The organism is Pseudomonas sp. Soil_N_39 (genome assembly GCF_057655955.1).
Genome location: NZ_JBDGLI010000072.1, coordinates 1 through 234, shown reverse-complemented (window position 1 = coordinate 234; position 234 = coordinate 1). Strand labels below are relative to the sequence as shown.

The 234-nt window shown below is 68.4% G+C and carries 1 pseudogene; it reads right to left on the bottom strand.

Features of this window, described 5'->3' with window-relative positions:
* A pseudogene (locus AC3A5O_RS28865) lies at positions 1-234 on the bottom strand (MFS transporter); the annotation flags it as partial.

The window sequence follows — 234 nt, the reverse complement described above, 5'->3', positions numbered from 1 at the left end:
CGCAATCAGCAACGCGGCCAGCAGCATCAGCACGGCCGCCGCTACGAATACGCCTGCGCTGCCACCGAGGCTGAACATCGCACCGCCAGCGGCGGCGCCGGTTGCGATGGCCGACTGCACAGAGGCTACCACCATCCCCCCGGCGCTTTCCGCCTGATCAGGTATTGCGCTGGCGACCCAGTTCGACCACGCCACCGGCACACCACCAAAGGCCAGTCCCCAGACCGCCAGCAG